Below are 25,336 nucleotides of genomic sequence, written 5' to 3' on the forward strand. Positions count from 1 at the left end.
GTAGCTTTGAGTGGGGGGAGTGAACAGTGGGGATCGCGCCAATCGGTGCCCGAGCAGATACCGCTTCCAATGGACGTTTCAAAATGGCAGGCGCCAGGAGGTCGACGGCGCCTTCCACCTCGTGCGCAGCCGGCGGTCGAGCGTCGGCTGACGTCGCCATCGTCGGACCGTTCACGATCAGAATCGTTTAGCAAACCAGCGCAGTCCCTCGCGGCCGGCAGACATGTCATTAGAAGGTCGCTAAAGAGAACAGTGCCAGTGCCCAATCGCCGCCACACCGACTGCGCAAATGTACGACCCACTTCGAGCGGGGACCGGAGGAGCATCATCTCGCGCCCGACTTCACCGGAATGCGCAACTTCGATTCGATCAAGCGCCGTCCGCCGTCGAAGATTGGGTGTTGCGCCTCCTCGGATTTCGTTCGGTTGTCGCTGTTTCTCAGCCTTGTAAAGCAGATCTGGAATATCATACTGCAGGAACGTGGCACGGTATCTTAACGACTCATGCTTTAAGGGTGTTCTCTACAAGCTTAATCCAGTAAGACGTCCCATAAGGGATCGCCTCATCGTCGAAATTATAGGTGGCGTGATGGAGCGCGGCACTACCTCCATTTCCGCACCAGATGAAGGCACCCGGCCTCGCCTCCGCTAGGTAGGAGAAATCCTCCCCGCCCAGTACTGGCGGCGTATTGACCACGTTTTCTCCACCCGCGACGTCCGTCGCCGCACTCGTCGCAAGCTCGGTCTGCTTCTTCTGGTTGAAAACCACCGCATCGCTGTTCTGGATCGTCAGGTCTAACTTTGCGCCGGTTAGTTGGGCTATGCCCGCGACAACGTCCTTCACACGCGTTTTGACCAGCTGCCGTACCTCCGACGTCAGCGTACGCATGCTGCCTCGCAATTCGGCTGTCTCTGGGATCACTCTCTGCGAGCCGCCAGATTGCAGGTGGTGGAACGAAATACCCGCGGACTCCAAGGGGTCGACGTTCTGAGCCACGATCTGCTGCAGCGCGGTTATCAACTGCGCGGCTACCAAGATCGCATCGATGCATTGATGCGGCATTCCAGGATGACCACCACGACCCTCTATCCTGATCTCGATACTATCCGTTGCAGCCATGACAGGACCTTGCCGGATACCAAAGGTGCCGATCGGCAAACCGGGCAGATTATGCATGCCATAGACCTGCTCGATACCGAAGCGTTCCATCAGCCCGTCATCGATCATTGCTTGCGCACCCGTACCTACTTCTTCCGCAGGCTCGAAGATGAAGACGGCAGTGCCCGCAAAGTCGCGAGTTTCTGCTAGGTAACGCGCCGCTCCCAACAGCATCGCGCTGTGTCCGTCATGACCGCAAGCATGCATAAAGCCCTTGGTTTTTGAGGCGTAGGGAAGGTTGCTTGTTTCTTCGATCGGCAGTGCATCCATATCCGCACGCAAGCCGATGACCTCAGGATTTCCCTTCTTTACAACCATTCTGCCCCTGATGACGCCCACAACCCCGGTCTTGCCGACCCCGGTCACGACCTGATCACATCCAAATTTGCGCAGGCGTTCGGCGACGATTGCCGACGTTCGATTAACGTCAAACCCCACTTCAGGATGCGCGTGAAAATCGCGGCGCCAGGCAATGATGTCGGGCAGTATCTCGGAGACACGACTGACGATAGGCATAGGTATTTCCCTTCCGATGGCATTAGAACTTTGTAGCAACGCGTGCGGCGATTATACGCCTCTCCTTCTGACAGAGCATGCGGTGATCGATCCCCGCATCACGCACTCGTTCTGGTCTCGACACCACATGGTTCCGTCTCGATAAATCGTTGACGTGCCGACATGAGGACCGGAGGCAACTTGCAACAAGATCAGCCTCCGGACCGAGATTACTTTGCCGTACCCTCTAGTCTTGAGGTGGGAATATGGATTTGCTCTCCAGAAACGCTGCCAGCCCCTCTGGCCCCAGTTCACGACCAAGGCCACTGCCCTTAATTCCGCCGAAGGGTGCGTCAATGTGGAGAGTGTAGCGGTTGATGCCGACCACCCCAGCCTCGATCCGACGTGCAACGGCCATGCCTCGCTCATGGTCAGTCGTAAACACCGCCCCACCTAGACCGTACGCCGTGCCGTTGCAGATTGCCACAGCCTCTTCCTCGGTGTCGTAGGGGATGACCGATACCACCGGTCCGAAGATCTCCTCCTGCGCAATGCGCATCGCGCTATCAACGTCGCGGAAAACCGTTGGTTGCACGTAATATCCGACGTCCAAGCCAGGCGGCCGACCCCCGCCCGTCACGATCTTTGCGCCTTGAGCACCTCCGGACGCAATATAATCTTCGACGCGGTTCAACTGCCGCTTGGCCACGAGGGGACCGACCTGCGTCGCAGGATCAAGCGGATCTCCGACGACCAGCGCGGCCATCTTGCTTGCAACACCGTCGACAACCTCGTGATAGCGTGCGCGCGGAGCAAGCACTCGGGTCAGGGCATGACAGATCTGACCACTGAAAGGAATGCAAGCCGGCGCGACGAGTGGAAGAAATGTATCGAGATCTGCGTCATCGAGTAGGATCGCTCCAGACTTGCCCCCTAGCTCAAGCGTCACGCGAGCGAACCGCTCGGCGCAGGCAAGAGCAACCTGGCGGCCGGCGTGGGTTGACCCGGTAAACGAAACCTTGTCGACGCCTGGATGCGATGCAAGCAAAGCTCCAGTTTCGCGGCCGCCGAAAACGATGTTTACTACGCCCGGCGGAATTTCCGCCTCGTCCAGAGCCTCCGCAAGTAGGTAGGAATCCAGTGATGCCTCGGGAGGCGGCTTTATGACCGTCGTGCAACCGGCAGCGAGTGCCGGAGCCAACTTCCACGCTATCGCCCCTTGCGGTCCGTTCCATGGGACGATCAATGCTGCTACACCGACCGGCTCTCTCCGCATGACGGTACGGAGCCCGTGACCGATGCGCTCAGACTCGACTTCGAACTCATCGGCAAGTTCAGCGTAGTAGTCGTAGAGCTTCGTGGTTCCGCTCCCACTTGACTGCACTGAGCTCGCCAGAGGCATCCCAATTTGCGCCGTAACAACTGCGCCAAACTGCTCGGCCCGCTTGTCAATCGCGCGGGCAAGCCTGCGCAAATACTTGGCACGTTCAGATGGTGGCAACTGCGGCCAACCTGAGGACCTAAACGCTGCGCGCGCGGCATCAACGGCTGCACAAACGTCGTCGTTGTCACCATCGGGTATTGTAGCGAACTCGCGCTCGTCAGCTGGGTTGATAACCGGGATGCGGGCCGCCGAGTGCGCCCGCTGTAGTTTTCCGTTGACGTAGATATCAACGTGCTCGCCGCCCATCGGGGTCCTGACCCCACTGTTTGTCGCTCTCATTTCCGTGCCTCTTGGCTGCGTTAATTGGTCGGTCCGCTGCACTGTTGTCGAACGGGCAGCGACTGCGGGCCAGGAAAGGATCGCCTCGAGTCAGGAGGCGATCCGATCGTCTTATGATTGGTAAGTGCGCTGCTAAGCGTCGACTTCGGCGGCAACAGCAGCCTTGGCGGAGCCGGTGGCCAAGCTCGCTTGTACCGCGCCAATGCTTTCACGAACGATCGATAGACCCCTGCGCAAATCGGCTTCTGCGATGATCAACGCCACGAGGAACTTCAGCACCTCGCCGCGCCCGCCGCAGGTCTCGATCACCAAGCCTCGCTTTAGAGCTTCGGCCTGGATCTTGGCAGGCAACGAAGCGTCATTCTCTGAAACAAGGCCATACATCAGGCCTCGACCGCGGACGGTAAATCCAAGGTCGGGGAAATCGTTGGCGATCGACTTCAGTTCGTCCGCCAGAATTGCCGATTTCGCGGCGATTTCCTTCTCAAACTTGTCGTCCGCCCAATAGGTCTCCAGAGCGACCCGTGCAGCGACGAACGCGAGATTGTTGCCTCTGTATGTACCGCTGTGGGCCCCAGGGGACCAGATGTCGAGTTCAGGCTTCAGAAGAACGAGGGCCATTGGCGTGCCCACTGCCGAGATCGACTTCGACAAAGTTACGATATCCGGGACAATCTCGGCTGCTTCGAAGCTGAAGAATTTCCCCGAGCGGCCAATACCCGCCTGAATATCATCCAGGATAAGCAGAATCTCGTGGCGCTTTGTAATCTCGCGCAACCGTTGCAACCATTTGATGCTGGCGGGCCGAATGCCGCCTTCGCCTTGAATGGCTTCCAAAATCACGGCGGCAGGTTTGTCCAGGCCGCTACTCGGATCGTTGAGCAGTTTCTCGAAGTAATCAAGCGTGTCAACCGAAGGTCCAAGATAGCCATCGTAGGGCATCGCTGTCACGTGTGCGAGACCGTATCCTGCTGCGCTTCGGTACTTCTTGTTTCCGGTCGCCGCCAGTGCGCCGGCGCTGACGCCATGGAATCCATTTGTGAATGCCACGACGTTCGATCTCTTTGTGACTTGGCGGGCGAGCTTAAGAGCTGCCTCGACCGCGTTCGTGCCGGTCGGGCCAGTAAACTGCAACTTGTAGTTCAAACCCCGAGGCTTCAGAATGTACTTCTCAAAGGCTTCGATGAACGCCTTCTTTGCGCTCGTGGCAAGATCGAGGCCGTGAATGATGCCGTCCCGCTGAATGTAATCGAGCAACGGCTTCTTGAAAGCTGGGTTGTTGTGCCCATAATTGAGAGCCCCTGCCCCGGCGAAGAAGTCGAGATACTCACGACCCTCAGCGTCGATCAGGGTTGTGCCCACCCCGCGGTCGAAAACGATCGGGAATGATCGAATGTAGCCGCGCACCTCAGACTCTAGGCGCTCAAAAATCGCGATGCTCGTGTCGTTAGCCGGCGGGATATTCTTGCTCATAGCCGCAATCTCCTGTTCGTTGGAAACACTTCTCTTTTGCGGCGCGTGACCGCTGTTTAGGCGTATTATTGTGAGATCAGAAAACTCACCGCCCATGTCCGGAATTTAACAGGGTACGGCGAGCGTTTAGCGCCAATTATAAACTGATCATGCAGACTTCCTGCGCGATTGTTGGCTTTTCGCAGGAAAGCCACGCATTAGCTGCCAGTCCGGCAGATTTCCCGCCGCAGCCTCGAAGCAACCTGCGACGAGTTTGGTCTGTTCCGTTGCTTGGGCGTTGGGGTGCGACACGTCAGCCTGCTTCGGCTGCTTCATTATTGCCGACTCCCCCAAGTGCGGCTTCCTTCCGCTAATGCTGCTTTCGTGCGAAACCCCGATCCGAAACGCCGGAATCCTGCGAGTAGGCCGAAAAATCTAAGTGGGATGGCGTCCTTTGCCCGCTAAGATGCAATGCAGTTCGGGAATGCCGATATCAACGCAGGTGAAGGGCGGCTCACAAATGGACAACATGCGAATAGGCATTATTTATCCTTCCGATGGGGTACATGACCGTGAGTTCTGGCAGTTCGCCCCGCCTGAGGTCACTGTCCATGTGACGAGGATACCTTTTCCAGAACCACCAGTTACCCTGGAGATCCTTCAATTGCTCGTCGATGACTCCGAGCTTGATTACGCTGCCAAGGTTCTGCGGCCTATTCGTCCTCACGCCGTCGCTTACGCCTGCACTTCAGTTAGTTTCGCAAAAGGACACGTAGGTGACCAGTCAATAATACGCCGGATCTCGGACGGCACCCATGCTCAGGCAACCTCTACCTCCAGCGCGCTGATCTCAGCTTGCCACGCTTTGGGCGTTCGCAGACTCGCGCTTGGCGCACCCTATCCTCCGGAAACCACCGCACAGTTTGAGCAGTACCTGATGGAGGCGGGTCTTGAACCGTTGTCCAGCCACAGCCTGGGACTCGCGGAAGGAATTGGTGAACTGGAGCCGAACAACATCGTCGATTTAGCCCGCAAGGTTGACGTAGCTCACGCGGATGCCGTCGTTCTCGCCTGTACAAACCTCACGACCTATTCTGCTATTGAGGCGCTCGAACTTGCTCTTGGAAAACCAGTCCTCACGGCCAACCAGGCGACTATGTGGCATGCGAGCCGTATTTCCGGCTACAGGGGCGTCGGTGGGGTTGGACGGATTTGGCAGGTCAATCCGCTGGAGGCTGTCGGTACGTGATGAGAGCAGGCAAACGCATGTGTCCGTGTGCCACCCTAATCTAGTTTCCGTCCACAAACGCGCGTATTTCGGAGCGTTTACAAGCACTTGCCCTTGGTAGGAGGAGTTGTCGAGGGCCATGGACGGGATCAATGGCGCTGGTTATCGGGCAGAATGCAGTTGGGGGCGCTGACGCGCACGCCACCAGGCCGGCATTGACCGCGACGACGCAATTCCAGGAGCTGGTCGGAGTTCAGGTCGGTTTGAGGCGGGTGAAGAGGACGAGGTTGTAAGCCACCACCGAGGACCAGACGTAAGTCTTGAAGTGGTCAAGGCCGCGCCAGGTGCAGCGCGCCAAGCCGTAAGCGCGCTTCAAGCATGATATTCCGGCTTCGATGCCGGCACGGAAGTTGCGCAGCTTGCGATAAACCCAATTGCTTCTGACCATGTCCTCGACCTTGAGGCCAGCTTTCTTGTGGAATGCCATGTCGCGAACGCCCCAGGTCTTCGCTGTGGTCAGATTGCCGCGACTCGCAAAGCCGCCGTCGGCCGCCGCCTGCCGCGGCGCTTGTCCATAGACGGCGATGTGGCGCTCCAGCATCGGCAACAGCCGCTCGCTGTCGGGCGGATTGCCTGCCTCGATCACTAGGTCGAGGATCATGCCGCTCCTACCGGTGGTCAGGTTGAGCTTGTGGCCGTATTCGGCCTCGCGGCTACCTTTGACGATGATATCGGAATGGGGTTCGAACAGGCTGACCAGCTTCTCGCTCGCCGGCAGGGGCTCGCCAGCCAGTACCCGCCGCTCGCTCTGTTTGATGATGCGTTCGATCAGCGGTCGATAGTGGTGGACTTGGGCCTGCCAGAGTTGGACGAGCGGATTGCTCGCCACCGCCAGCCGCTCGGTTGCCTGCTTCAAATATGCCAAGGTCGCGGAGGCGATCGCGATCAGCTCACGGTAGAGTTGGACCCGATTGGGCCGACCGCGTGTGAACTGGATCTTGCGGGCGCGCTTCTTGGCCGCGCGGCAATGATCGCGCCATGCCAGGCCGGCGCCGACCAAGGTATCCGCCTTCTTCAGCAGGCGCACCATGACCCGCACGGCATCCCACAGCAGGCTGCTGTCGCTCGGTTCGTGCATGAGTGCCGAGGTCACGGTGCTGTCCAGCCGCACGACCGTGCCGTCCTCCAGCTTCGCCTGTCGAGCGCTCGACAGCAGTGCCCGATTGATCTGTTCCCAGGTCTCGGGCCGGATCGCGCTGATCGTTTTTTGCAGCACCGACTTTTGCGGGCTCCATGACCACGGCAGGCGGGCAAAGGCCCGAAACGACGCGGAGTCCTCGAGATGGAAGGCCAGTTCCTGGTAGCTCAGCTGCCGGTATTGCTTGAGCAACGCGCCGCGTAAGACCGCTTCGGCGGGCAGTCCTTGCCGTCCGGTGGCCTTGACGTCAGGTCGACCCAGGTCTCGTCCCACCAAACCAAGCAGATCACCATGCTCATCCAACCATTGCGACATAGCCTTCAGCTCGTGGCCGATCTCGTGCGTGGCGGAAAGATCGAATATACTGGCTTGGACGGTGCGTTCTTGGCGCATTGTCGGCTCCGGCGGTGGCGGGGCTTGGAATCAGTGGCATGATCCAAGATACCTGAAACCGCCGGGCCTTGCCTCTGAAATCCCAATGTTCATCCAATAAAATCAATAGCTTGCCGTTTATGGACGGAAACTAGTCTAGTGGGTCGTCATCTGTGAGAACGCCACTCCATATTCGCCGGGAGGAAGAAGCCTGGCATGCGAGTCAAGACGAACCGCCTCGATGCCATTTCGCTTGCCCAGCGATTACGGGTCGGCGAGCTCACGCCGGTCTGGGCTCCCGATGAAGGCCATAGGCCACCCGATTTTGTCCGGGCTGCAAGCGTGCGGACTGACAAAGAGCGCGTGGAGCGCTCTGCGGGCTTTGGGTGGCATCGACGTATAGAGTGCGCTGATACGGACTCAAGTCAGCATCGGATAGGCCGCGTCCGGGATCATTGGCATGTGGATGGTGACGCGGTCAGTCCTTCTTCACGGGTCCAGAAAACGGGGAGATGACTCACCCCCGCAGTTAGCTAGATCATGCTCCTAGTGCGACAAGATCTGGCTGAGGAACAGCTGCGTTCTCTCGTACTGGGGGTTTGCGAAGAACTCTTGGGGTGCCCCCTGTTCAACGATCTGCCCGCGATCCATAAAGATGACCCTATCTGCGACCGCCCGCGCAAAACCCATCTCGTGTGTGACACAAACCATTGTCATGCCGTCACGCGCTAGTTCCGTTACAGCGTCGAGCTGCCCTTCAGCATTTCGCAACTCTACATGGGCCTGTTCGGCAGAGTCCGTAAGCACGAGATCTACAAACCTGTCGGCTTGCCTGATGGACTCCGGAGGAGCCGTTCCGGCAGGCAGTAGGCCTACCACCTTCTTTCGCATGATTTAACCTCTCTATCTGAACGCTAGCTGATCAAGGTGCGCAACAAGGGCAGAGCACTGTTGCATAGGGCAGAAAGGGGGGTGTCGTTCCTGTTGTTTGGCGAAAACACTTCTGCTTTACGACAAAAGACACCCCGCACCTGTTGTCTCGGCGGGCCGACTACCGCGTAGGCCTGGCCGGCCGTGGTTTCTCAGTTCGAACCTATGGATCGCCCTCTGTTTTAGTATCCGAGGTCTAGGTCAATCGCCCACTTCAGGGGTTTGCCTGCCTGTAGCTCCGACAAGCTCTCAATTGAGCGATCCATGGCGAGCTCAATTACGTCGTCTGCATTAGCCGCCTGATCGCCAGTGCCGAGTACATTCTCCATCTTATGGATACCCGTGCGGGAGGGAACCGGGAAGTGGTAGGTAGGGGGGAAGCAGTTGTTGTAAGTCCACCACACGTCTGATCCGTATCGAGACAATTTTCCCGAGACCAGCGCGTCATGAAGCGGAGCTTCGTGGGTGAGATTGCCCCTCGCAATGTTCAACAGGAATGCACCCGGCTTCATCGCAGCGATCTCGGCAGAGCCGAAGAATCCGTCGGTGTCTTTTGTGATTGGCGTGCTGATCAGTACGTAGTCAGACTTGCCAAGCACGGCATGAAGTGCATCGAGGCCATAAACCTCGTCGGCTCCGTTTGCACCCCTTTCAGGATGTCGCCTGACACCTAAGACCGTCATGTTAAAGGCCTTCGCGAGCTTCGCCACGCGACTACCGATACCGCCGACTCCAATAATTCCCAAAGTTCGGCCGTTCAAGCTGGAGGACGGCACGGTCGTGCGGCTGGACAGCACCGTGACCTCGGCACTCATGCACGAACCGAGCGACAGCAGCCTGCTGTGGGATGCCGTGCGGGTCATGGTGCGCCTGCTGAAGAAGGCGGATACCTTGGTCGGCGCCGGCCTGGCATGGCGCGATCATTGCCGCGCGGCCAAGAAGCGCGCCCGCAAGATCCAGTTCACACGCGGTCGGCCCAATCGGGTCCAACTCTACCGTGAGCTGATCGCGATCGCCTCCGCGACCTTGGCATATTTGAAGCAGGCAACCGAGCGGCTGGCGGTGGCGAGCAATCCGCTCGTCCAACTCTGGCAGGCCCAAGTCCACCACTATCGACCGCTGATCGAACGCATCATCAAACAGAGCGAGCGGCGGGTACTGGCTGGCGAGCCCCTGCCGGCGAGCGAGAAGCTGGTCAGCCTGTTCGAACCCCATTCCGATATCATCGTCAAAGGTAGCCGCGAGGCCGAATACGGCCACAAGCTCAACCTGACCACCGGTAGGAGCGGCATGATCCTCGACCTAGTGATCGAGGCAGGCAATCCGCCCGACAGCGAGCGGCTGTTGCCGATGCTGGAGCGCCACATCGCCGTCTATGGACAAGCGCCGCGGCAGGCGGCGGCCGACGGCGGCTTTGCGAGTCGCGGCAATCTGACCACAGCGAAGACCTGGGGCGTTCGCGACATGGCATTCCACAAGAAAGCTGGCCTCAAGGTCGAGGACATGGTCAGAAGCAATTGGGTTTATCGCAAGCTGCGCAACTTCCGTGCCGGCATCGAAGCCGGAATATCATGCTTGAAGCGCGCTTACGGCTTGGCGCGCTGCACCTGGCGCGGCCTTGACCACTTCAAGACTTACGTCTGGTCCTCGGTGGTGGCTTACAACCTCGTCCTCTTCACCCGCCTCAAACCGACCTGAACTCCGACCAGCTCCTGGAATTGCGTCGTCGCGGTCAATGCCGGCCTGGTGGCGTGCGCGTCAGCGCCCCCAACTGCATTCTGCCCGATAACCAGCGCCATTGATCCCGTCCATGGCCCTCGACAACTCCTCCTATCAAGGGCAAGTGCTTGTAAACGCTCCGAAATACGCGCGTTTGTGGACGGAAACTAACCTAGATACTCTTTCAAGGCGGAGTTGAAGGCAGCAACCGCAGCCTGTTGGTCCGGCGGGAAGGCGAATGCGGAATAGCCATTGGCGGGCGGAGTGAATGGATCGGCCAGTTCGACGCTGTTATCCTTGTCGGCAAAAGCTTTCAAGGTGAAGTAGGCGCCTCCGCCGGCGTCGGCGCGACCGGCCTTCACAGCTTGCAGGATCTCGGCCGGACCGGCGACCTGAAGGAGCTTGTCCTCAGGGAGGCCTACTTTTTGCGCGTAGCTCACTGAATCGTAGCCGGCGGCAGTGACGAACGTGAGGCCTTTATCGCGCACGTCTTCGTACGAGTGCAGTCCATGCGGGTTGCCCTTCGGCACGATCAGCCCGTCGGCGCCCCTGCCGAGCGGCTCCGTAAACAAGACGTTGCGGCAGCGCTCCGGCAGGATGAACATGCCACCCGTGATGATGTCGAAGCGACCGGCCTGCAGGCCTGGGATGAGGGAGCCCCATTCGGTAACGACTGGTTTGACCTTCGCCGTGCCCAGCCTCTTCAGAATGTCAAGCGTCATCGCATTGACGAAACCGAGCGGCTCGTCGCTGCCGCCAGGATAGGCCCAGGGAATCTCGTTGGAGAAGCCGATCCGGATCGTCTCTCCATCCTTGATCTTCGCAAGGAGCGACTGCGCCGAAGCCAGCCCAGCAAACGATGCGATCGGCAGGGCGATACCGAGTGCAGCCATCCCGCTCAAGATTGCACGTCTGAAGGGGTCAATCCTGTTTTCGTCGCGTTTCGAATTATCCATCGGGTAATCTCACTCTTGTGTTTCGCCACCGGGCCAACCAAAGCATACCCTTTAGACGACACTCATTTCCATTTGTTCGCTGCAACATTCGTGCCAGTTTCATCCCAATATGACTCTGATGGGGCCGGGCTTGCCGGATGCGGTTTGGGTTTAAAGTCATGCAGTCTGACTCAAGTGCAGACTGCAAACATCTTTCCCGCGACAAACCCTTAAGAGAGTGTCGCGTCCATCGATCTCCGACACACGGGCCCAAGTGAGGTTTACAGTATGCGCTCACTGGGCTCATGCTGAAAAACACCCGACCTCTGGGCCGTATGTTAGAGGTGCTTACAGACATCAACCGCTCCGGGGCGCTAATTCCTGATACCACTGGCAGGGCGCTTTTGCGGGTATAAGTAGATTCGTCAACTACCAGATGACGGAGTATCAGCGCTTGCCCAGGATTGTCTACAATCCCGGTAGATTCTTGGCACTAAACAGGGTGCATTGGCATGCAGAACGATGTAACCGCGCTCGAGGTTTCCAAGTACATCAGTGCAGCAGAGGAGCTGGGGCGCACATCCGGTATCCATATCACGATGGGCCACGATTTTGAGGAATATGTGGAGATCACGGGCAAACTTCCGGGAAAGTCGCCGACGTATCCAAGCTTCCGCCCTGACTGTTCTGATGTTCCGCCTGGAAAGGCCTTTTGGATCGTTGGGCGGGATCGGGAAGGAAGAGTAGCGCATGTCCAAGCAATGCGCCTAGATGATCTATCCGAAACCGACCTCGCTGAGCACCTTGGATCGCTCAGAGCCTGGTTCGCGGATCCTAAGCTCAAAGCCGGGCCCGGTTCCTCGTCCCGGTGCAATGCGCCGACTGCTCGAAGCATATCCGGGCTGGTGGCGTATCATGGCGACATCTGGTTGCGAGAGGACTTTAGGGGCGGCGGCCTCTCCACTTTTATCGGTCGCATTGCATTTGGACTGGCATGGGCGAACTGGTCGCCCGATTTTATTTACGCTCTGGTTGCCGGGTGGCACATCGAAAAAGGCGTTGTCGATCGCTATGGCTATGTGCATCGAGAGCGCCACGGATCAGTACTACGCTTGCCCTCTCACGGAATAAACGATGACGATTGGCTCGTTTGGCTGACGCGGGACGAATTGTTAATGACGCTTTCGCGTACTCCGGCACCGCAGGCGCTTGGAGAGAATACTTTGTCAACAGCCGACTCTAATAGTCGGACAGCGCCGCACGACGCTAACCGCGTTCTATTGGACGGCACGGTCTCCAAATGCTAGGTAACCACAGCCTCCCATAATTGAGCTCAGCGATCGAAGCTCTCGGCAACGCTGTTCGCGGCCTGGAGCGCCGCGAGCTCTGCGCATGGGAAGAGATCATTATCTGCTGTCCGAGCAACTCGGCCGTGCGCGAGACCCTGGGTGTTGCCTACCGCGGCGGCCTGTCGAACCGATCACGCCATTGGAGCGGCTAGTGTGACGCGGTAGAGCTCGGCAGCATACTGCGGCCGCGGTCCAAACGGTGGACCACGCTCGGCGTCGGCTTTCTGTCAATGGGGCGCCTACAAGGCAGCCACCGAGCCGCGGATCGATCGACCGATTACGTGGCCGATGATCAACCGTGAGCAGGCACCGAGGATTATGGCGACGTAGGTGATGTCGCTGACCCAATGCTGTTGGGACCGCTCAGGGTGATGTCCTTCCCCATATCCTGGAAGATGGGGCCGTCGCGCTCACCGTCGACCGGGTCGGTCGGTCATAATAGGTCGAGCGTGACTCCAACATCCTTCCGCGACATAGATGACGTGGCGCTCGGCGATGAGGGATGTAGTTCCCTTTTGTCCGCGGTAAATTCTTCAGCGCCTCCTTTCGGAACCCCGACTCCAGACCCTGCTGGCCGCCAGCCGCCACCCGCTCCAGTGCAGCGATCGGGGCCTCATATTCATCGAATGAGATTGGCCATCGGCGGCTGATGAACATCGTTAAGACACGTTTCGCGAACAAAAGGCTGCGGTCCTTGCAAAGGCCCTTGAGATCCTCAAGGGCGATTAGATGTCGATCTCGCCAGCTATTCCACCCGCCACATGGTTTGGCAGCCCAACTTGAGCCAATCGTCGGGATCAGTCCCTCAGTTCACCGAAGCGCATCGCGTTACTGTTAAATGAGACGCTCTTCACCTTTCTCGGTGTAAAATTTTCGCAATCATTCCGGTACACACATTTTACTTAATCATAACCTCCCCCTATTACAAAGATATGTTAGAGCTTTGACCAGGCCCGCCCTCGAAGGGTGGCGGCAGAGCTTCGCTTTCCAGGGCCCTTGTGTCGCCAGTTACCATCAGATGCAAATCGCTGCGAGCAGGGAAAGCGATGAACCGCCCGCCGATGACTGCTGTCTCTCAACTTCGAGGCTTGGCAAGCACACCGTCTGACCAGTTAAATCTGGCCGCAAACACCCATTTCGCGGCGGGAGCCGCGGAGGCGTTGTCAGTCGAGTTTGTCCGATTTCTTAACCAAACTGTTGGCCTTGTTGAAGCTGAGCAGTTGTTCGACCTGTTGTCTGCGTTTGCCCTGAATTTTGACTGTCCATGGATTGCGTATCACTACCTAACACCTGGTCAAAGAGTTATGATGCCCGTCCAATTCAATCAGACGATCATGCTCAACTATCCTGATGAATGGCAGGAGCGCTATTTCGAAATGGGTTATGACAAAATAGATCCTGTCATCAAGACTGGCCGAAAGCGGGCATGTGCCTTTCGATGGAGTGAAGTGTATAACGAGGCATGCACGACTGAAGATGAACGGCGCGTTTTCGATGAAGCCGCCACGTTCGGCTTAAAGTCGGGGATTAGCATTCCATTGCACGGCCCTAATGGCAGCTTTGCAATCGTGAGCTTTTCTCGGAATCACGAATTCCAAAATAAAACGGTCACTTACTTTCAGCTTGCAGCGCTTCATTTTCATCTTAGGGCCGCGATGTCGGTGAATTCGAGTGGTATCGAGGAGATCCCCGACCTTTCTCCAAGAGAAAAGGAGTGTATTCTTTGGACAGCAAGAGGAAAATCGTCGTGGGAAATAGGAAAAATTCTGGGGATAACCCTGAACACTGCCAATTTCCATATAAAAAATGCGATGCAAAAACTGGAAACTTCAAGCAGAACGGCCGCCGCCATAAAAGCCCTGCACTTCGGAATTATCGAGTTGTAGAGAACGGCCATCTGCTTAGTGGCGGAGTTCCGGTGTCGCGGAAACGATACGGCTGAGAGACTAGCTCAAAAAGAAGTGGGTAGTGGTGTTAATTCCTCCGGATTCGCAAAGGTCGATGGAGCTCACGATGAAACGGGCCGCAATCACCCGTTGGACCCCGCGTGCGACTCGATGGAGACAACTTGCTGGGCGATTTATACGCCGATCTCCTGCGCCTCGAAGAGCGTATCCGCCAAGCCACGAAAGAGATTGAGGCGATCGCCGATCGAGAGGACGTTGCACGCCGACTGATGACGATCCCTGGGATCGGTGCATTGGGCGCGACAGCATTGCTCGCCGCTATCGGCAACGGACTGCAGTTCCGTAAAGCCCGCCATCTGACTGCATGGTGTAACGGCAAGTTAGATGGTGTAACGGGCAGAACCCAGCCAGCCAGGTTTGGAGGTCTGGTGGTCGTCCCTCACAATGATGGTGTCGCGGAGTCAGGAATGGCCTGCTCCACATAGCATCACGGAGAGACGACCATGAAGCAGTATGCCGGAATCGATGTCTCGTTGGAATATTCAAGCGTGTGCGTGGTGGATGCAGATGGCTGCATCGTGCGGGAAGCAAAGGTACTCAGCGAGCCCGATGCGCTGATCGCCTGGTTTGCCGAGCACGGCGTGGCCATGGAGCGGATCGGTCTCGAGGCCTGCCCCTTGTCGCAGTGGCTCTATGCCGGGATGACAAAGGCGGATCTGGCGGTCGAACTGATCGAGACGCGGCACGCGCGTGCGGCCTTCAGGACGATGCCTGTGAAGACCGACAAGAAGGATGCTCGGGGCATTGCGCAGTTGATGCGGCTCGGGTGGTTCAGGCCGGTCCACTGCAAATCTCTTCCGGCCCAGGAGGTACGCGCCCTACTGACCGCCCGCAAGCTCATCCAGGGGAAGCTACACGACATCGAATGAGCATGCGGGGCATACTGCGCGGCTTCGGCCTCAAGGTAGGGCCGACGACGCGGCGCACGTATGTGGCACGCATCCGCGAGCTGATCGAAGGTCATCCGACCTTGGAGGCGATTGCCGCGTCGCTGTTGAAGGTCCGCGACGCACTTGCGGACGAATTTGCAGGGCTTGATCGAACGCTGCGTGCCATGGCCCGCCAGGACGATAACGCACGACGGCTGATGACGACGCCCGGCGTTGGCGTCTGGTGGCGCTGACATTCGTATCGGCCGTTGATGCGCCGGAGCGTTTCCGATCATCACGAGCGGTGGGGCCGCATTTCGGACTGACGCCGAAGAAGTACCAATCGGGCGAGACCGACTGTAGCGGTCGCATCTCGAAGATCGGCGATGTGGGCGTACGAACCGCGCTCTACGAGGCGGCCAACGTTATTTTGACCCGGCCGGTCAAAGGCTCGGATCTGAAGACTTGGGCGCTGGCGGTCGCCAGACGCGCGGGGCCCAGAAAGGCGCGTGTTGCGCTGGCCCGCAAGCTGGCGGTCGTGTTGCATCACATGCTCAGGGACGGAACCAATTTCATTCCCATAAGCCGATGCCAGCCATGGCCGCCTGAGCCGAAAGGAGACAACAAGAGAGCCTTCGGGGGTACTGCCATCAGCCCTCGAGCAAGGTCCCTTCGCCGGGACGTGGATGGGTTAGGCCGCCATACGGCAAGCAGCACTCAGGTGACTGCGCGTGATTAGATCCTGTTGGCGGAATACTGCCAAGCCATTGAGGATGCCGGCGTGCGTCTGGACCGGCTGACCCAGCTGGTGGTGGAGACCGCGGCATCCTGGTCGATGGCCCCGGTTGTGGCCGCCTACCAAGCAATGCGCGGTGTTGCATTCATGACAGCGGTCACCTTCGTGGTCGAAATCGGCGATGTCAGGCGCTTTGATAATCCCCGTCAGTTGATGGCGTATCTTGGTCTTGTGCTGTCGGAAAGCTCGACGGGCGAACGGGTCAAGCGTGGTGGGATCACCAAGGCAGGCAACACCAGGGTGCGTCGGGTCCTCATCGAAGGCGCCTGGACATATCGCTTCCCTGCACGTGTAAGCCCGACGATCCAAACGCGGCTAGAGGGATTACCAAGGACCGTTCGAGAAATTGCCTGGAGAGGCCAGGTGCGGCTTTGCGCGCGCTATCGCAAGCTGATGGCAGCAGGCAAGCCAAAGGTCGTCGCGGTCACCGCCATTGCCCGGGAGATGGCTGCTTTTCTTTGGGCGATTGGACAGGAGGTCGCTCCCACAGCAAAAGTTCAAAGCCTATCGTCGGTGCAAAGCGCGACAGAGCGAGGTCCTGCTTTCGACACCTCGACCGAACGCGCGATCGCTTGGGAACCTGGCCCAATGGCCTTCAAGCTCGGATGCATTCGAACAAGGCGGTCGTCGCATTCGCCGCCAAGATGGCACGCATCGTCTGGGTCGTTCTGAACAAGCCGGAGGCACTCTACGAACGCAGCGACCCTGCCTTCGCCTGAGGCTTCCTAAGCAACTGGAACCGTGACCTACGGCGTCGCGACCCCTTGCACGGACGGGGCGACCATACATTCTTTCCCAGCGGGCCTTTCAAGGCAGCATTGTCGAGCATCGCATCCGCCAGAAGCCGCTTCAGCTTCGTGTTCTCGTCCTCAAGCGTCTTGAGCCGCTTGGCCTCGGACACGTCCATGCCGCCGAACTTGGCCTTTCACTTGTAGATGCTGGCATCGCTGACGCCGTGCTTGCGGCAAAGCTCCGAGACCGGCGTGTGCCCGCCTCGTGCTCCTTCAAAATGCCGATGATCTGTTCGTCCGTGAAACGGTTGCGCTTCATCATTCCCTGGCCTTCTCCATGGGCCAGAGCTTACTTCAAAATGGATTATTTCAACGGGGCAAGGTCAACTTGGCGTAAGGGGGGCCGCCTTAGAGATCCTCAATGGCGACTGGACGACGATCTCGCAGGCTTTTGCACCCCGCCACAACGTTTTGTGGCCCTCGATAAGGCAAAAGAGGGCAGTTCATTTCGCCTGAGAGTTAGCTGCCCGGTCTTCGCGAGGATGGCGACAAAATCACGCGTTTCCATCCCGTGCCAGACTATACAGGCAGACAGCATGTGTTACTCGTTGCATACTTCCCGTGTTTCGAGTTCTTAAATAGCCAGCGGCACATCTGAGCATCTGGAACCCTACCCTCATAAGCGTCAAGGCCGCATTCCCACCAGGTATGCCGCCCTTTCGGATTGCCCTCCGGTGCCGTCACGGCGCACAATCGATCGAGTAAGACGGCCAGTCGCCCTCGATGTGGGGCAAGGGGGGCCTCACCTATCGTGGATCTCCTCCGGCTGACCTGCATGTTGGAAATTCGCTCACACCCATCGCCTTAACGATACTGTGGACGGAGACCCGTTGACTGAAGGCTCGGATCCGGGCGACGGCCGCCATGTGGGCATACGGTGCGGCTCGAGGCAACCCAGGTATACCTGCCATGCCGCGTGACAATGTGCAGTTCCACCGTGCCGGCACGCGTCCCGCAATCGCGCCGGGATAGCCATTGCATGGGGCGAGCTGTGAAATGTTCTTCTCGCTGTGCTCGGCGTGCTCACCTGCGCCGAGTTCGACCAGCCGCTCGCCGGCAAACCAAATCAGCTCGCGCAGCAAGTCAGGGTTGCCGCTCTTCCCAACAGGCACGCGCAGGGCCATCATTCGTCGGTCGCAGATGGTCTTCCTTGGGGTTGTTGCTCGACAACCCGGCCTGCCGGAAAACTGAGGACGCCTTACTCTGCTGCACCACTGCCCCCGTCTTCATCGCCGCGGGGCGGCCGGTCCGTCGCTCGCACACCCAAAATCAGGTCCACCACAGAACCAGATCGGGTCGCGCAAAACCGAAAAAGCAGTTCAGGACCAGGCGAGGTTTTTTACCGCCTGATTTACTGGTGACACCGTGAACGAAGCCGCCGTCGATCAGGGCGATATCCCCGACTTTCAGCTGCAAATCTCGGTAGGGGATGCCTTCGAGATAGGTTGACGAATAGGGATATCCAGTGGTCTCCACATCCTGTGCCTTTCGATCGGCGCCTGTCGGCTTGTGGCTCCACAGACGCAAATCGCCACCTTCCTTGGCCATGCTCGGATAAAAATTAAGCGCCGCAACTGTGTTCTCCGCCACGGTGGAGAACTCGAAATCGCTTCCAGCACACAGGACCTGGGCGACATCATCGTGAGGGGCCAGAGCATACGGACCGCTACCACACCAACTTATAGCGCGGCAAATGTTAGCCTGACCGTGGTCCGAACGGGCCAGCCGAAGCTCAATGCCTTGATGCTGAAGATCGCGCTTTAGCGCTTCGAATATTCCCCGAACCGGGTCAACGAGATCTCCAAAAAGCATGTCAATGAACGGTCGCGCATCTTCCGAATCCGCGAAATAGTTGACCGCATCCTTTCTGTAATGAGAAGCACCGACATATTGTCCGGGAACTCCATCCTTGCGGTCCTTGAGACCGGGACTGTCATTAAAGTTATGGGTGATCTCCTCGGCTATTTGGTTACTAAACCCGTTTTTGATGTGCAGACCGGTGATCTCGCCTTTCAGGACTGAGATGATCTCCGTGGTGGTGATCGAGCCTACTCGTTCTCTGAGCGAAATAGAGGAAATGGCCGGCGCGGTAGACACTGGGCTAGTTGTCATTGGTTTGCTCCTCTACTGCGTGATCGAGTATCTCGATGGCATGGTCAAGTTCGTCATCGGTGATCGTTATAGGTGGAAGGACTTTGATGACGTCGCGATTCGGGCCCGAAGCTTCGATCAGCAAGCCATTTTCGAAAGCGACGTCATGCACGCGGGCGACAATGGCTTGCGAACGGCACTTGAGACCTGCCATCAGACCGCGGCCGCGCTTTTGTTCGATGTACTTTGGAAATTTTTCAACGAGGCGATCAAGGTGTCTTTGCAGCCTAGCGGTTGTCCGCTCGACGCTTGCAATAAACTGCCCATCGGACCACAGTTTGCACATGGCTCCTGAAGTCACGAACGCGAGATTATTGCCTCTAAATGTCCCGCTGTGTTCGCCGGGCTTCCATACGTCTATTTCGGGGCGTATCAGCACAATCGAAAACGGATTTCCTGAACCACTTAGAGACTTCGAAAGGCACACGATGTCGGGTTCTATTTTCGCGAACTCAAACGAAAAGAAATCGCCGGTTCGACCGGCACCTGCCTGAATGTCGTCAACAATCAAGACAACGCCGTGCTCACGGCAAATACGCTGAATTTCGGTTAGCCAAGCAGCGGATGCGGTGTTCATGCCGCCTTCTGCCTGGATCGTCTCCAGAATAATTGCCGCGGGCTTTTCCATACCGCTTCCTGGATCACCCAACACGGAGTCGATATAACCCGCGGAATCGAAACTCTGGTTCGGATAGCTGTCGTAAGGGACGCGGATTACATCGTGGCGAGCAACGCCGCCAAGCTCCCTCGTTGATGCCGAACCTGACACCGCCAAAGAGCCCAGCGACATGCCATGGAACGCATTCGTAAAGGCCATGACACTTGAACGGCCGGTATATTTACGCGCCAGCGCCAGCGCCGCTTCGTTAGCGTTGGTGCCCGTCGGGCCTGGGAATTGTATCTTATAGGACAAGCCCCGAGGCTTCAGGATCGATTCGACAAACACTTCAATGAAGTCGCGTTTTGCCGCTGTATACATATCGAGTGACAACAATATATTTTTGCCAGCAAGATATTCAACGGCTGGATCAATGATTGACGGGTTATTGTGTCCATAGTTGAGTGCGCCGGACCCGACAAGAAAGTCGACATAAGACTTGCCACTCTCATCCCAGATTGTCGCCCCAATGGCTTTCGTGAAGACTGTGGGAAACGACCGCCCATAGCGACGAACGTTAGACTCATGAGCCACGAAAGGGGCAGTATTCATTTTAGCAACCTCTCTGCACGTAGGCATTGCACTCACAGCAGCGACCACCGAGTTTACCTGTGGATGTTTCTCAGTTCCGTATGGGAGGAGAATGGTCCGGACGCGAGCTCAAGTTGGCCGATAATCCCGGCAGAGCCCTCAAGTATACCTTGATCTTGTCGCGGAGGCCCGACTGCCGCCGCACTTGTCTCCCGAGCAGATGTGCAGGCGCTCTGCATGCCGACACCTCCTGGTCACTGAGCTCGAACAACCAAGTTTCTACAATCTTCGGGCAAGCGCCGATACTACGGCATCTGGTAGTTGACGCATCCGTTTCCTTCACAAAAGCGCCTGCAGCTCTAGTAAATCGGCAGTTTAGCACACACTATGACTCATGTGTGACAGACACCTCCGGTATGCTGGACGTTAGAGGTGCCTTTCGAAGGCGACATCAATCGGTTCAGCCTTGGAGGCGACACCCACAGCAGCAGACCCTCTCACAGCCTGTTTTGAACAGCTTCAACCGTGGCTGTGGTGGAGGCCAGTGGTGCAAAGGTGTTTCTGGCCCGCGGGTGCGTGACCAAATGCGGTCTTCTAGGAGGTCCTGACGGTGCAGCGCTTCACAGTCTGCCGGCCGGTGTGACGATCTGCGGATTGGGGCTGTATCTGAAGGACAGCTCCCTGCTAAATCCACCTGGGAAACTCTTACTGTACTTCCAACTTGTGGTGTTCAAATCGAACGCCTTCTAACAAAGGTCGATCTTTTTTGCGCCAAAAATGGCCTCGTCAAATAATATAACACGTCTATAACGCATTGTTTTAACAAATTTAAAGCGGCTTTCACAATCAGAAAAACCCTGACAATTTTTCGCAATAAACGCGGACGTATTCTTAATAATACTGGTATTGTCAGTGCGCTGGTTTCTCTTCATACTTACCTCAGTGGTTCATTCACCAATCACACCGTGGTTTTACTTGAGAAGGGTACATCTATGTCCGCTTCAATTACCGTGAGAAGCCCCCCCGGGGGGCATGGCGAAAGGGGTCCAACAATCGCGCGGCGGCGATGTCGATCTTAATGGGCGACTATCCGAATGCGCGAAGGCAAACTATAGCACTACCGTCTGCTGCGGCGTCTCAAGTCCAGGCATGGCCGGCGGAATCAGCTGTCCAAGCTGGCTCGGGTTACTCTTCCGAGCGGACTCACCATCGCAAGCACTCGCAAGAGCTATGTGGTAGCCACACCCTTTGACGACGAAATGGACCGTCTACAGGATGCTGGCGTTTCTGTGCCGGCGCACTGTCCAGGCGACGGCAGATACATTGCGAAAAGGGTGGAGACTACCAGTTTTTTCCAGGAGCCCCGCGATACCATAAGGATCAACGAGGAGCGACTATGAGCACGCTACCGCAAATCTCACTGGCCAAACTGGCAGCCGATGCAACGCGATATGAAGAGCAGCAGCGCTTGCAGCTGGCCTGCGAGGAGTATGGATTCTTCTACCTCGAGCACGGCATCCCTAGGGAGCAGATCGCCCGAGCTATCGAGGCTTCCCGGCGCTTTTTCGCGTTGCCACAGTCGACCAAGGAACGCTACGGTCACGCCTCTCAAGACGTTTATCCACCTACCGCGCGCGGATACAGCCCATTGCACGGCGAGATGCTACATCCTGAGGCCGGCCCCGATCCAAAGGAACTGTTCGACCTCGGAATCGACAACGAGGGCGACCGGCGTCCGTTTGCGGGCCGCACGAACTTACCGGATGACGCCGTGGCCCCCGATTTCGCGCGTAGCCTACTTGCTTTGCAGGCAACCGTGCTCAATGGGGTCGTGCCGCAGCTCGGGAACGCGCTTGCCGACCTGCTTAATATGGAACAGGGGTGGTTCGGCCGCCATTTCAGCCCGCCGACGGTCCTGCAACGTGTAATCCGGTATCCATCTAGCGGCGGCGCTTGCGCCAAGCACACCGACAATGGCTTCTTCACGCTACTGCTGCAAGAGGAACTGCCCACGCGTCCCTTGCAGGTGTGGCTCAATGGGCGCTGGATACCGGTGCCGAGCCTGCCCGACAGTCTCGTAGTGAATTTGGGCGACATGCTTCAAGCCTTGAGCGACAAACGCTTTCAGAGTACGCCGCATCAGGTCGTGCACAGTGGTCCGACAGACCGAATTTCACTTCCCTTCTTTATCTATCCGCACATCGACGCTCGTCTGACGTCGCAGAGCGGACAGCACACCTTCGGTGTCGCAGAAATGATGCTGCGCAACTACGAATCGATCTGGGAAACCGGCAAGGGTGCCGGACGCGCACTAGAGCTGCAGTAAGCGTTCGGTTTTCTCAAGCGTGCTTCAGCAATTGAGACGACGCGACACAAATCCGGGTCGTGCGCCACAAGAGCAAGGACGGTATGTCGACGCGCCTCGGGAATGAAGCGCTGGCGCCACGGCTTCCGTGGCGCTGAGACGATGATTGCTCTGGTGTCGGAATCGAAGCGGAAGTCAGGGTTAGAACGAGATGATGGGGCAAGGGAGGTGTTCTTTGGCGGTCGAGCACCCGCACGATTATACGCGATCCGTGAGTGTCTTCGTAACCTGCGCGGAGCCGAGACTACGCCTTGCCTCTGGAATTGACGACAGCATTTCGTTCGCAAGGGACGGGATGCGCCAACGACAACTTAGACAGGAGACCAGTCCTCATGTGCCTGAGCCATGATCTCGACAGTGCATTTCAGGCCACCCAAAATTGGATCAGCGATTTGATGTGGAGGCTTCGCTGGCATGATCGCGAACGGGTCTATCAAGCTTTGATCGCGACGCTACACGCATTGCGCGACTGCCTGGATGGAGACGAGGCTGTTTGCATAGGCGCAACATTGCCGCCCCTACTGCGCGGGTTTTACTACGAGGACTGGTCTAACGGCCGCCGCACCATAACTAGAAACCGGAAGTCGTTTCTCGATCGGGTGCACGACGGCGTCCAACGAGATCCCGCGGTTGATCCGGAAGAGGTTGTCCGCTCGGTTCTCGCCCAATTGGCGGACCGCTTGCCTGCAGCAGAGCTCCGAGACGCTAAGGCCGCTACTCCAAGAGCTCTACATACCCTTTGGCCGACCTGAAAGGCATGCTGCTGCCGTTGTTGGCGCGTACGTACGAATGGGAGTGTTAGCTTTGGTTTTTGACTATATCGTCGTTGGTGGAGGTTCCTCTGGATGCGTCATGGCCAATAGGCTCTCCGCCGATGGAAGTCGCGTTCTGCTCATCGAGGCCGGCCCTGATACGCCCCCTGAAAGCATCCCCGACGACATCCTGGACGGCAATCCAACGCGTGCTTACTTCAATCCTGACTATCAGTGGCCGTCACTCGATGCGACAATGGTACGCGACGGACGAAAGCCCGTTCATTACGAGCAGGCCCGGGTGATGGGTGGTGGCTCAAGCATCAATGCGCAAGTGGCCAACCGAGGTGCCCCCGAAGACTACGACGGATGGTCCTCAAGCGGTGCAACGGGGTGGGGTTGGGAGGAGGTTCTGCCCTACTTCCGTCGCCTCGAATGCGATTTGGATTTCGAGGGTGAATTGCACGGCAATCATGGTCCCCTGCCGATTAGGCGTGTTCGGCGATCAGACTGGTCCGGCTTTATCCGAGCGGTAGCGACCGCATATGAAGACGCAGGTATTCATTTTAGCCCGGACTTCAATGGCCCATTTTGCGACGGATACTCCGTTGTTCCGTTGACCAACCGCAACGGTCACCGAGTTTCCGCTGCAATGGCCTACTTGTCCGAGAGCGTCCGCTCTCGGCCCAACTTACGAATATTGCCGAAAACAATGGTCGTGCGGTTGACCTTTTCAGGATGCGCCTTAACCGGCGTCGAGACGGAAAACAACACCGGCCGGCAGTGCTATCGCGCTTCGACGGTGATCCTCTGTGCCGGTGCAATTCATTCGCCCTCTATATTAATACGCTCAGGGATTGGCCCGGCCGATCAGTTGAGAAAGCTCGGAATTCCGATTGTTGCAGAGGTCGTGGGGGTGGGGCAGAATCTACAGGAACACCCTGGAATCGCCGTTTCAGCATATTTGAAGCTGGACGATCGCATGGCGCCTAATGTGAGCGGCCACATCCAAATGCATGCTCGCTACTCGTCCGGCTACGATGGGTGCCCTTCTACGGATATGGCAATATCCGCGGTTGCCAAGTCTGCTTGGCATCCGCTCGGCATGCGCCTCGGCTCCCTATATTCGTGGGTCAACCGCAGCTATTCGACAGGTACCATCGTGCTCAAGTGTCGCTCCCACGCTATAGAGCCGCAGGTAGATTTCAACTGGTTGAGCGACAAGCGTGACGCCGAGCGATTGAAGCATGGGTTCCGTTTCATGGCCCACCTGCTGAAGCATGATTTACTGTCGGCGGTGGCGCTCGATGCGTTCCCGTCAGCTTGGAACGCGCGAGCGAAGCAGGTTAGCAAGGTCAATTTCGTTAACTACGGGCTCACCTCGCTGCTGGCCCTCCTTATGGACAGTTCGCCGCGCCTACGCCGCGGCCTCATTAGGCACGTCATTACCGATGGCCATAGCATTTCAGATCTGATTAACAACGAGGAGCATCTGGATCGGTTTGTCCGCCAGAACGTGACGGGCAACTGGCATCCGACGTCGAGCTGCAGGATGGGGGCATCCTCGGAGCCTACCGCAGTGACGGATCCGTCCGGCCGCGTTCGCGGCGTTCGCGGTTTAAGGGTCGCCGACGCTTCAATAATGCCATTCTGCCCCCGGGCCAATACAAACATACCAACGATCATGGTGGCCGAGAAGATTGCTGACGCGATCTTGAAGGAGAACCGCAATGGCTAAGGAAGAGGTTATCAGAAGCTTGGGTTGACGCGGAGTGGACGTATTGTTGTATTCGCAGGCGAGATTAGGGTGAATCGACATTCATCTGAGCCAGATCATTGCGGTGGCGAGTAAGGCAAAGCCGTTAAAGTGGATTGTCTGCCGGTCATAGCGGGTGGA

Annotated in this window: 16 protein-coding genes and 6 pseudogenes; 11 read left to right on the top strand and 11 right to left on the bottom strand. The window is 57.6% G+C overall.

Features of this window, described 5'->3' with window-relative positions; genetic code table 11:
- Nucleotides 1-501: 501 nt before the first annotated feature.
- From SS05631_RS29200 to SS05631_RS31235, 4 genes are all read right to left on the bottom strand, one after another.
- The gene (locus SS05631_RS29200) at nt 502-1,674 is read right to left on the bottom strand and encodes an amidohydrolase (protein ID WP_037427120.1); all 1,173 of its coding nucleotides are present in this window, start codon (nt 1,672-1,674) and stop codon (nt 502-504) included.
- 226 nt (nt 1,675-1,900) lie between these two features.
- Complete coding sequence (locus SS05631_RS29205; protein ID WP_037427122.1) at nt 1,901-3,343, bottom strand: aldehyde dehydrogenase; 1,443 nt, start codon at nt 3,341-3,343, stop codon at nt 1,901-1,903.
- A gap of 165 nt (nt 3,344-3,508) precedes the next feature.
- On the bottom strand, nt 3,509-4,849 hold the full coding sequence (gene ectB, locus SS05631_RS29210; RefSeq protein WP_050988428.1) for a diaminobutyrate--2-oxoglutarate transaminase: 1,341 nt from the start codon (nt 4,847-4,849) through the stop codon (nt 3,509-3,511).
- Between the two features lie 147 nt (nt 4,850-4,996).
- Complete coding sequence (locus tag SS05631_RS31235) at nt 4,997-5,164, bottom strand: hypothetical protein (protein ID WP_157213229.1); 168 nt, start codon at nt 5,162-5,164, stop codon at nt 4,997-4,999.
- Between the two features lie 148 nt (nt 5,165-5,312).
- Here SS05631_RS31235 and SS05631_RS29215 point away from each other — a divergent pair, with 148 nt between their 5' ends.
- Nucleotides 5,313-6,077: an arylmalonate decarboxylase gene (locus tag SS05631_RS29215; protein ID WP_244412432.1), complete on the top strand. Its 765-nt coding sequence runs from the start codon at nt 5,313-5,315 to the stop codon at nt 6,075-6,077.
- 232 nt (nt 6,078-6,309) lie between these two features.
- On the opposite strand, the gene SS05631_RS29220 is transcribed toward SS05631_RS29215, so the two are convergent.
- The 3 genes and pseudogenes from SS05631_RS29220 to SS05631_RS29235 all read right to left on the bottom strand — a co-directional run bounded on the left by SS05631_RS29220 (nt 6,310) and on the right by SS05631_RS29235 (nt 9,419).
- Nucleotides 6,310-7,647 carry an ISNCY family transposase gene (locus SS05631_RS29220; protein ID WP_095678150.1) on the bottom strand — a complete coding sequence of 446 codons (1,338 nt, stop codon included), beginning with the start codon at nt 7,645-7,647 and terminating at the stop codon, nt 6,310-6,312.
- Nucleotides 7,648-8,172: 525 nt separating this feature from the next.
- Nucleotides 8,173-8,376, bottom strand: a pseudogene (glnQ, locus tag SS05631_RS32345) (glutamine ABC transporter ATP-binding protein GlnQ); the annotation flags it as partial.
- Between the two features lie 362 nt (nt 8,377-8,738).
- Nucleotides 8,739-9,419: an NAD(P)-dependent oxidoreductase gene (locus SS05631_RS29235; RefSeq protein ID WP_095678151.1), complete on the bottom strand. Its 681-nt coding sequence runs from the start codon at nt 9,417-9,419 to the stop codon at nt 8,739-8,741.
- Here SS05631_RS29235 and SS05631_RS29240 point away from each other — a divergent pair.
- Nucleotides 9,316-10,254: pseudogene (locus SS05631_RS29240) on the top strand (ISNCY family transposase); the annotation flags it as partial. The gene SS05631_RS29235 and the pseudogene SS05631_RS29240 sit on opposite strands and share 104 nt — an antisense overlap.
- 188 nt (nt 10,255-10,442) lie before the next feature.
- Here SS05631_RS29240 and ehuB read toward each other — a convergent pair.
- Nucleotides 10,443-11,168 carry an ectoine/hydroxyectoine ABC transporter substrate-binding protein EhuB gene (ehuB, locus tag SS05631_RS29245; protein ID WP_037427258.1) on the bottom strand — a complete coding sequence of 242 codons (726 nt, stop codon included), beginning with the start codon at nt 11,166-11,168 and terminating at the stop codon, nt 10,443-10,445.
- A 554-nt stretch (nt 11,169-11,722) separates the two neighbouring features.
- Here ehuB and SS05631_RS29250 point away from each other — a divergent pair.
- The 6 genes and pseudogenes from SS05631_RS29250 to SS05631_RS29280 form a co-directional block, all read left to right on the top strand.
- Complete coding sequence (locus SS05631_RS29250) at nt 11,723-12,517, top strand: hypothetical protein (RefSeq protein WP_193378225.1); 795 nt, start codon at nt 11,723-11,725, stop codon at nt 12,515-12,517.
- 1,088 nt (nt 12,518-13,605) lie between these two features.
- Complete coding sequence (locus SS05631_RS29255) at nt 13,606-14,445, top strand: LuxR family transcriptional regulator (protein WP_095678152.1); 840 nt, start codon at nt 13,606-13,608, stop codon at nt 14,443-14,445.
- Between the two features lie 182 nt (nt 14,446-14,627).
- Entirely contained in the window at nt 14,628-14,951 is a 324-nt protein-coding gene (locus SS05631_RS32350) for a transposase (RefSeq protein ID WP_244412445.1), read from the top strand.
- A gap of 18 nt (nt 14,952-14,969) precedes the next feature.
- Nucleotides 14,970-15,969: pseudogene (locus tag SS05631_RS29270) on the top strand (IS110 family transposase); the annotation flags it as partial.
- A gap of 165 nt (nt 15,970-16,134) precedes the next feature.
- Nucleotides 16,135-16,686: pseudogene (locus SS05631_RS29275) on the top strand (transposase); the annotation flags it as partial.
- Between the two features lie 74 nt (nt 16,687-16,760).
- A pseudogene (locus tag SS05631_RS29280) lies at nt 16,761-16,910 on the top strand (IS110 family transposase); the annotation flags it as partial.
- Nucleotides 16,911-16,966: 56 nt separating this feature from the next.
- On the opposite strand, the pseudogene SS05631_RS29285 reads toward SS05631_RS29280, so the two are convergent.
- The 3 genes and pseudogenes from SS05631_RS29285 to ectB (SS05631_RS29300) all read right to left on the bottom strand — a co-directional run.
- Nucleotides 16,967-17,241, bottom strand: a pseudogene (locus SS05631_RS29285) (transposase); the annotation flags it as partial.
- A 1,010-nt stretch (nt 17,242-18,251) separates the two neighbouring features.
- Nucleotides 18,252-19,094, bottom strand: a complete 843-nt coding sequence (locus SS05631_RS29295) for a hypothetical protein (protein ID WP_037427249.1) — start codon at nt 19,092-19,094, stop codon at nt 18,252-18,254.
- Nucleotides 19,084-20,343 (bottom strand): diaminobutyrate--2-oxoglutarate transaminase, encoded by a 1,260-nt coding sequence (gene ectB / locus SS05631_RS29300; protein ID WP_037427247.1) that lies wholly within the window; start codon nt 20,341-20,343, stop codon nt 19,084-19,086. Before ectB (SS05631_RS29300) ends, SS05631_RS29295 begins: the two co-directional genes overlap by 11 nt.
- 1,375 nt (nt 20,344-21,718) lie before the next feature.
- Between ectB (SS05631_RS29300) and SS05631_RS29305 the strand changes: the two genes are divergently transcribed.
- The 3 genes from SS05631_RS29305 to SS05631_RS29315 all read left to right on the top strand — a co-directional run bounded on the left by SS05631_RS29305 (nt 21,719) and on the right by SS05631_RS29315 (nt 25,177).
- The gene (locus SS05631_RS29305; protein WP_037427246.1) at nt 21,719-22,648 is read left to right on the top strand and encodes a 2-oxoglutarate and iron-dependent oxygenase domain-containing protein; all 930 of its coding nucleotides are present in this window, start codon (nt 21,719-21,721) and stop codon (nt 22,646-22,648) included.
- Nucleotides 22,649-23,019: 371 nt separating this feature from the next.
- Nucleotides 23,020-23,439, top strand: a complete 420-nt coding sequence (locus tag SS05631_RS29310) for a DUF2267 domain-containing protein (protein ID WP_037427244.1) — start codon at nt 23,020-23,022, stop codon at nt 23,437-23,439.
- A 37-nt stretch (nt 23,440-23,476) separates the two neighbouring features.
- Nucleotides 23,477-25,177 (top strand): GMC family oxidoreductase N-terminal domain-containing protein, encoded by a 1,701-nt coding sequence (locus tag SS05631_RS29315; RefSeq protein WP_037427242.1) that lies wholly within the window; start codon nt 23,477-23,479, stop codon nt 25,175-25,177.
- Nucleotides 25,178-25,336: the final 159 nt, after the last annotated feature.

Source organism: Sinorhizobium sp. CCBAU 05631 (assembly GCF_002288505.1).
Taxonomy (GTDB): Bacteria; Pseudomonadota; Alphaproteobacteria; order Rhizobiales; family Rhizobiaceae; genus Sinorhizobium; species Sinorhizobium fredii_C.